The 7090-nt window shown below is 74.2% G+C and carries 7 protein-coding genes; 6 read left to right on the plus strand and 1 reads right to left on the minus strand.

Annotation, left to right across the window (positions count from 1 at the left end):
- Positions 1-35: 35 nt before the first annotated feature.
- From AOK03_RS35490 to AOK03_RS35515, 6 genes are read left to right on the plus strand one after another with little or no spacing between them, the layout of a single operon-like run.
- Positions 36-1109 (plus strand): ABC transporter permease, encoded by a 1074-nt coding sequence (locus AOK03_RS35490; protein ID WP_055569509.1) that lies wholly within the window; start codon positions 36-38, stop codon positions 1107-1109.
- Positions 1109-2029, plus strand: a complete 921-nt coding sequence (locus AOK03_RS35495; RefSeq protein ID WP_055569510.1) for an ABC transporter permease — start codon at positions 1109-1111, stop codon at positions 2027-2029. Before AOK03_RS35490 ends, AOK03_RS35495 begins: the two co-directional genes overlap by 1 nt.
- A complete protein-coding gene (locus AOK03_RS35500; RefSeq protein ID WP_055569511.1) occupies positions 2026-2787 on the plus strand; it encodes a phosphorylase family protein in 762 nt (253 codons plus the stop codon). Before AOK03_RS35495 ends, AOK03_RS35500 begins: the two co-directional genes overlap by 4 nt.
- A gap of 51 nt (positions 2788-2838) precedes the next feature.
- Positions 2839-4221 carry an amidohydrolase gene (locus AOK03_RS35505; RefSeq protein WP_079075159.1) on the plus strand — a complete coding sequence of 461 codons (1383 nt, stop codon included), beginning with the start codon at positions 2839-2841 and terminating at the stop codon, positions 4219-4221.
- Positions 4218-4835 carry a sulfite oxidase-like oxidoreductase gene (locus AOK03_RS35510; RefSeq protein WP_055569512.1) on the plus strand — a complete coding sequence of 206 codons (618 nt, stop codon included), beginning with the start codon at positions 4218-4220 and terminating at the stop codon, positions 4833-4835. Before AOK03_RS35505 ends, AOK03_RS35510 begins: the two co-directional genes overlap by 4 nt.
- Positions 4828-5595, plus strand: coding sequence for a ferredoxin reductase (locus tag AOK03_RS35515; protein WP_244177875.1), 768 nt, complete (start codon positions 4828-4830; stop codon positions 5593-5595). Before AOK03_RS35510 ends, AOK03_RS35515 begins: the two co-directional genes overlap by 8 nt.
- A 34-nt stretch (positions 5596-5629) precedes the next feature.
- Here AOK03_RS35515 and AOK03_RS35520 read toward each other — a convergent pair whose 3' ends face one another.
- Entirely contained in the window at positions 5630-7066 is a 1437-nt protein-coding gene (locus tag AOK03_RS35520) for an MFS transporter (protein ID WP_055569514.1), read from the minus strand.
- Between the last annotated feature and the right edge of the window lie 24 nt (positions 7067-7090).

Genomic DNA, 7090 nt, shown 5'->3' on the forward strand with positions numbered 1-7090 from the left:
CGTCAAGTCCGTCCCCCTCAAGGAGGCCCCCTGACATGGCCGTCGAGAGCCTCTCCGGGGAGCACTCCCCCGTCCGGCGGTTCCTCCGTTCGTCCGCCCTGCACTCCGTCGTCGCCGCCGTGCTCGTCGGGGCGCTCTTCCTCGTCGGGACGGGCGCCGAGCCGCTCGGCGCGTACGGGTCCGTCGTCAGCGGTTCGCTCGGGCCCGACGGGATCGGGTCGACGCTGACCACCGGGACGAGCATCCTGGGCCTCGCCGTCGCGCTCGCGATCCCGATGCGGGCGGGGCTGCTGAACCTGGGCGGCGACGGACAGCTGGTGCTCGGCGGGATCGCCGCCGCGGCCACCGGGTTGTACGTGCCGCTGCCCGCGCCGCTCGCGGTGGTCGCCGCGCTGTTCGCCGGGATGCTGGCGGGCGCCGCCTATGCCGCGCTCGCCGCGGTCTGCCAGAACCGGTTCGGCGTACCGCTCCTGGTGAGCAGTCTGCTGCTGAGCTATCCGGCCATGTCCTTCGCCTCCTACCTCGCGCGGTTCCCGCTCAAGGAGGAGGGGTCGAGCCTGCCGCAGACCCGGCGGCTCCCGGCGGGCGTGGAGCTGCCCGCCTTCGGTTCGTCGACGGTCACGGTGGGGCTCGTGCTCGTGGTGATCGCCGCGGGCGTCTTCGTCTTCGCCGACGCCAGGACCGCCACCGGATACGAGATCCGCATGACGGGCCTCAATCCGCGCTTCGCGGCGTACGCGGGCGTCGACGGGCCCCGGCTCACGCTGCGCCTCATGGCGGTGTCCGGAGCCGTCGCCGGGCTCGTCGGCGCGATCGGCGTGCTCAGCTTCCCGTACCGCTTCATCGACGGTTCGCTGACGGCCGCCGGGCACACCTGGACCGGTCTGACGGCCGCGCTCCTCGCCTCGGCCGCGCCCGTGGGCACCGCGGTCGCCGCGCTGTTCTTCGCCGCGCTCGACGTCGGCGGACTCGCGATGGAGCGGGCCACGGAGGTGCCGCGCGAGCTGACGCAGGTGCTGCAGGCCGTCGTCATCGTCTTCCTGGCCGCGCGCCTGCAACTCACCTGGCGGCGCGCCAGGAAGCCCGTACGCCCCGAGGGGGACCACTGATGTCCGTCGACTCCGCGCTGTTCCACTCGGCGCTCCTCGCCCTCACCCCGATCCTGCTCGCCGCGCTCGGCGGCGCGGTGTGCGAGCGGGCGGGCGTGTTCAACATCGGCCTCGAAGGCATGACGCTCATCGGCTGCTTCAGCGCGGTCGCGGGCAGCTGGTTCACCGGGAGCGCCTGGCTGGGTGTCCTGTTCGCGGCCCTGTCGGCCGCCGCATACGCGATGATCCTCGCCGTGGGGACCATCAGTCTGCGGGGCGACGCCGTCGTCCTCGGTGTCGCGCTCAATCTCCTCGCGGTCGGCCTCACGGGGTTCCTGCTGCGTACGGTCTTCGGCGTGCAGGGCACGTTCTCCGATCCGGATCTCGCGGGTCTCTCCGGCGTCGACCTGCCCGGCCTCGGGGACGTGCCCTTCATCGGCCCGGTGCTGTCCGGGCATTCGCCGCTCGTCTACGTCTCCTGGGCGGCGGTCGCCGTCGCCGCCGTGTTCCTCGCCCGGCACCCGTGGGGGCTGCGGCTGCGCGGGGTGGGCGAGGCACCGGACGCGGCGGCGACGCTCGGCGTGAGCCCGGCGAAGTACCAGTACGCCGCCGTCCTCGCGGGCGGTCTGCTCTGCGGCCTGGCGGGCGCCCAGCTCGCCCTCGGCAACGTCACCTTGTTCTCGGAGAACATGACGGCGGGGCGCGGCTGGATCGCCGTGGTCGCCGTGCTGCTGGGCCGGGCGCGCCCCCTCGGGGTGCTGCTGGCCGGGCTGCTCTTCGGCGTCGCGGAGGCGGTCGGGTTCCGGCTGCAGGGCAACGGGCTGCCGCAGCAGGCCACCGATGCCGCCCCCTACGTGGTGACCCTGGTCGCCCTCTTCCTGTCCACGGCGCGCCGCAGGCGCCGAAAGCATCCCAAGTCCTTGGTAGGAGCATCCACATGACGTCGCTCTCCGACGCGCTGCCCATCACCCGTGTCCCCCGCACCGGCCTGCCCGCGCAGGCGGTCGTCGTCGGCGACCCGGGCCGGGCGGCCGCCGTCGCCGATCTCCTGGCCGACGCGAAGGAGGTGTCGTACCACCGCGAGTACCGCACCTTCACCGGCACCTGGCAGGGCACGCCCGTCGTCGTCGCCTCGCACGGCGTCGGCGCGCCCGGCGCGATCCTGCTGTTCCAGGAGCTCGCCGAGGCCGGGGTCAGCACGATCCTCCGGCTCGGCACGGCGGGCGCGATCCGCCCCGGCATCCGCGACGGCGACCTGGTCATCGCGGACGCGGCGGTGCGCGACGACGGCGTGACCCAGCAGCTGATCCCCGCCGAGTACCCGGCGTTCTCGGCCCCCGAGGCGGTGCTCGCCCTGCAGCGCGCGGCGCGGGCGGCGGACGCCCCGTACCACCGCGGTGTGGTGTGGACGCGGGCCGCGTTCCAGCCGGGCTTCCTGCCGCTGCCGGGCGAGGCGTACACGGCCGCCGGGATCGCCGCCATCGAGATGGAGCTGTCGGCGCTCTACGTCTTCGCCTCGACGCACGGCCTGACCGCGGGCGGCGCCCTGGTCGTGGACGGCGCGAACGCCGACGAGCTCGTCGACAAGGAAGCCACCGGCGGATACGACCCGCACCGCGACGTGGTCGCCGACGGGGTCGACCGGGGCGCCCGGATAACCTTGGACGCGCTGCGCCTGCTGGCGTCCACCGAGCGCTGAACCGACCGTAGCGACCAGCCAGAACCGTGGCGACCAGGGAGAACGGAACCGATGCACCCCACTGACCTGCCGGCCCAGGACCGCGGCGGCTCCATAGATCTGCTCGTGCACGGCGGCGACGTGCTGACCGTGGACGCCGCGGGCACCGTCGTGGCGGACGGCGCGGTCGCCGTCCGCGGGGGCCGGGTCGTCGAGGTGGGTCCCGCGGACCGGCTGCGCGCCGCCTACGAGGCGGCCGAGGAGATCGACGCGCGCGGCTGCCTCGTCCTGCCCGGCCTGATCAACACGCACACGCATCTGTCGATGAACCTGATGCGCGGCATCGCCGACGACGTCACCCTGCAGGGCTTCCTGGCCCGGGTCGTCCCGCGCGAGGCCGAGATCCTCTCGCCGGAGACGGTGACCACCGCGCTGCGGGCCGCGATCGCGGAGTCCGTACGCGGCGGGGTCACGACCGCGCTCGACATGTACTGGTTCCACGAGGCGGCCGAGGACGCGGCCCGTGCCGCCGGGTGGCGGCTGCTGACCGGGCCGACGTTCATGGACGTGCCGGGCCCGCCGGACGGCCGTCCCTACGAGGAGCGGCTCGACTGGGCCACCGCGCACCTCAAGGCGCGCGTTCCGGCGCCGGGCACCCGCCCGGTCGTCTGCGCGCACTCCGCGTACACCCTGAACCCCGCGCAGCTCACGGAGATCACCGCGCTCGCCCGGGAGCACGGCGCGCTGCTGCACATCCACGCATCCGAGAACGCCGCCGAGGTGGCGACCGTCGTCGAGCAGCACGGCATGCGCCCCGTGGAGCTGCTCGACTCGCTCGGCGTGCTCGGCCCCGACACGCTGCTCGCGCACGCCGTCGACCTCACGGACGCCGAGATCGCGACCCTGGCCCGCACCGGCACGGCGGTGGCGCACTGCCCGGTCTCCAACCTGAAGCTGGGCTGCGGCATCGCGCGGGTGCCCGCGCTCCTGGACGCGGGCGTCACGGTCGGCCTCGGCACCGACGGCGCGGTGTCCTCCAACACCCTCGACCTGCTCGGCGCGGTGAAGATCGCCGCGCTGGTGCACAAGGCGGGCGGCGACCCCACGGCGGTCGGCGCCGAGCAGGCCGTCCGGATGGCGACCATCGAGTCGGCGCGGGCGCTGGGCCTCGGCGACCGCCTCGGTTCGCTGGAGACCGGCAAGCAGGCCGACCTGATCGTCCTCGACCTGGACCGGCCGCACCTCGCGCCCCGGCACGACCCGTGGTCGACGCTCGCGTACGCCGCGTCGGCCGCCGACGTCCGGGACACTGTGGTGGACGGCCGCGTCCTGATGCGCGACCGGGTCCTGCTCACCCTCGACGAGCAGTCCGTCCTGCGGGCCCTGCAGGACTCGGCCGCGACCTCCGAAGCGGCCGCACCCGTGACGACCCCCGAAGTGACACCCATCGCATGACGTTCGAACCCACCCGCGGCTTCACCGGCCGCGCCCGCGCCGCCGACCGCGACCCACGGCTGCCCCCGGGGCAGTACGACGCGCGCGACGGCTGGCCCGTCCTGTCCGCCGAGGTCACCCCGCGGCTGGCCGCCGCCGACTGGACCTTCCGGGTCGACGGTCTCGTCGCGGTCCCGCGCACCTGGACCTGGGACGAGGCGCACGCGCTGCCCGCCTCCGAGTACCGGGGCGACATCCACTGCGTGACGAGCTGGTCCAAGTTCGGGGTGCGGTTCGGCGGGGTGAGCCTGGACACGTTCCTGGCCGCGGCCCGCCCGCTGCCCACGGCGACGCACGTCGTCGCGTACTCGCACACCGGCTACACCACGAACCTCCCGCTGTCGGACGTGACGGGCGGCAGGGCGTGGATCGTCTGGGAGTACGGCGACGCGCCGCTGCCCGCCGAGCACGGCGGCCCGGCCCGGCTGATCGTCCCCCACCTGTACTTCTGGAAGAGCGCCAAGTGGGTGGCGGGGCTGCGGCTCTCCGACCGCGACGAGCCCGGCTTCTGGGAGCAGAACGGCTACCACCACCGGGGCGACCCGTGGGCCGAGGAGCGTTACGCCGGTGACTGACCTTCCCCTCCCCGTGTCCGAGGAGCGTTTCGTGCCGCCGACGGCGTTCGCCGTGCCCGGCCGCATCGCGGTGAGCAACCGCTCCGCGGCGGTGTGGCAGCGGGCGACCGTCGTGGAGATCCGCCGCGAGACCCCGCTCGTCTCGACGTTCCGCCTGAAGGTGCCCGACTGGCAGGGGCATCTGCCGGGCCAGCACCTGATGCTGCGGCTCACCGCCGAGGACGGCTACGTCGCCCAGCGGCACTACTCGATCGCCTCCGCGCCCGACGGCAGCGGCGAGGTCGAGCTGACCCTCGACCACGTGCCGGGCGGCGAGGTGTCGGGGCATCTGCACACCGTGGCGCACGTCGGCGACACGGTCGAGGTGCGCGGGCCGCTGTCCGGCTTCTTCGCCTGGCCGGGCGACCGTCCCGCGCTGCTGCTCGGGGCGGGTTCGGGCGTGGTGCCGCTGATGTCGATGGTCCGCCACCAGCGCCTCGCGGGGCTCGACGTGCCGGTGCGGCTGATCGTCTCGGCGCGTACGCCCGCGGATGTGATCTACGCCGACGAGTACGCCGACGAGACCACCGTCGTCCTGACCCGCTCCGAGGGCCGTCTCAACGCCGCCCATCTGGCGCCCTTCCTCAGCGAGGCGGGGCAGCCCGAGGGCGGCTGGGAGGCGTACGTCTGCGGCTCCAACGGGTTCGCCGAGCACGCGTCGCGCCTTCTGGTGGAGGGCGGCCAGCCGGTGGACCGGATCAGGATCGAACGCTTCGGCTGACCGCACCGCACGGGGAGGGCGGCGACACAGGCTCTCAGGGGGAGACCTCCTCCAGGCGCCGCCCCGCCGTCTCCTCCGCGCCGAGCGCCGCGACGACGGCGCCCACGACGGCCACCGCCCCGAGCGTCACGAAGACGGGCGTGACGCTGCCGCCCGCGTAGACCGCGCCGACCACGATCGGGCCGAGGATCACGCCGAGCCGGTTCATGGCGCCGCCCACGCTGCTGCCGAGAGCCCGCATGCGGGTCGGGAACAGCTCCGGCGTGTACAGGTACAGGCAGATGTTGGAGCCGAAGAAGAAGACCGCGGCCAGCGACGTCCAGGCCAGGACCTCCAGCGGGGTGCGGGCGCCCAGGAAGGCGAGCACGAGCAGCATCGCCGCCGCCCCGCCCAGACAGCCGGTGATCACGCGCCTGCGTCCGGCCCGGTCGACGGTGAGCGCGGCGACGAGGCAGCCGAGCAGGCCCGCGCAGGACGTGACGGTGGAGTAGAGGAGCGCGTCCGAGAGGGACAGGTCGTAGCGGTTCTGGTAGATCGTCGGGAGCCAGGACGTGATGCCGTAGTTGACGAAGTAGCCGGTGAACCAGAGGACGCCGATGACGAGGGTGCGGCGGCGGTAGCGGCCGGTGAACAGGCCGCGCAGACCGGTCGCGGCGGCCTCGGCCGACTCCGCGTGCCGCTCCCCCGGCACCGCCTCGGCGGGCACCGGGTCCGGGATCGTGCCGACGGGCGGCAGCCGCTTCCCCGTGACCCGCTCGACCTCCGCCTCGATGCCGTCCATCACCGCGGCGGCCTCGTCCGTCCTGCCGTGGTCGGCGAGCCAGCGCGGCGACTCGGGCACCTTGCGCTGGACGACGACGCACAGGACGCCGGGCAGGGCGGCCAGGACGTACATCCAGCGCCAGCCGAGGACCGGCACCACCCACGCCGCGACCAGCGCGCCCACGGTGAGTCCCGCGGGGAAGACCAGCTCGTAGAGCAGGACGAAGCGGCCGCGCCGGTGGCTGCGGGTGATCTCGGCGATGAAGGTGGCGGCGACCGGGACCTCGCCGCCGATCGCCAGGCCCTGGACGAAGCGCAGGGCCATGAAGACGTCGGGCGTGGGGGACGCGGCGAGGGCGAGGTTGGCGGCGCTGGAGACGGCGACGCACAGCGCGATCACCTTCACGCGGCCGATGCGGTCGGCGAGGCGGCCGGAGAGCAGGGCGCCGACCAGCATGCCGATCGACCCGACGGTGAGCAGCAGGGTCGCCCGGGAGGTGGACAGGTGCCACTCGTCGCGCAGCTCGGGCAGGGCGTAGGCGATCAGGAGCTGGTCGAAGGCCTCGAAGAAGGTGACGGCGCCCACGATGAGCCGGACGGTGACGTGCCAGCGGCACAGGGGGAGGCGTTCGAAGCGGGCGGCGATGAGGGCGCGTGCGGCACCGACCGGGTTGTCCGGTGCGCGGTCCGGGGAGGCGTCGATCGTCATGCGGGTACTCCGCTGCTGAGGGGG

The organism is Streptomyces atriruber (assembly GCF_001418325.1).
Lineage (GTDB): Bacteria > Actinomycetota > Actinomycetes > Streptomycetales > Streptomycetaceae > Streptomyces > Streptomyces atriruber.

Coding starts and splice junctions, on each gene's coding strand:
- AOK03_RS35490 (WP_055569509.1), top strand. CDS start 36: ATGGCCGTCGAGAGCCTCTCCGGGGAGCACTCCCCCGTCCGGCGGTTC.
- AOK03_RS35520 (WP_055569514.1), bottom strand. CDS start 7,066: ATGACGATCGACGCCTCCCCGGACCGCGCACCGGACAACCCGGTCGGT.
- AOK03_RS35500 (WP_055569511.1), top strand. CDS start 2,026: ATGACGTCGCTCTCCGACGCGCTGCCCATCACCCGTGTCCCCCGCACC.
- AOK03_RS35495 (WP_055569510.1), top strand. CDS start 1,109: ATGTCCGTCGACTCCGCGCTGTTCCACTCGGCGCTCCTCGCCCTCACC.
- AOK03_RS35510 (WP_055569512.1), top strand. CDS start 4,218: ATGACGTTCGAACCCACCCGCGGCTTCACCGGCCGCGCCCGCGCCGCC.
- AOK03_RS35505 (WP_079075159.1), top strand. CDS start 2,839: ATGCACCCCACTGACCTGCCGGCCCAGGACCGCGGCGGCTCCATAGAT.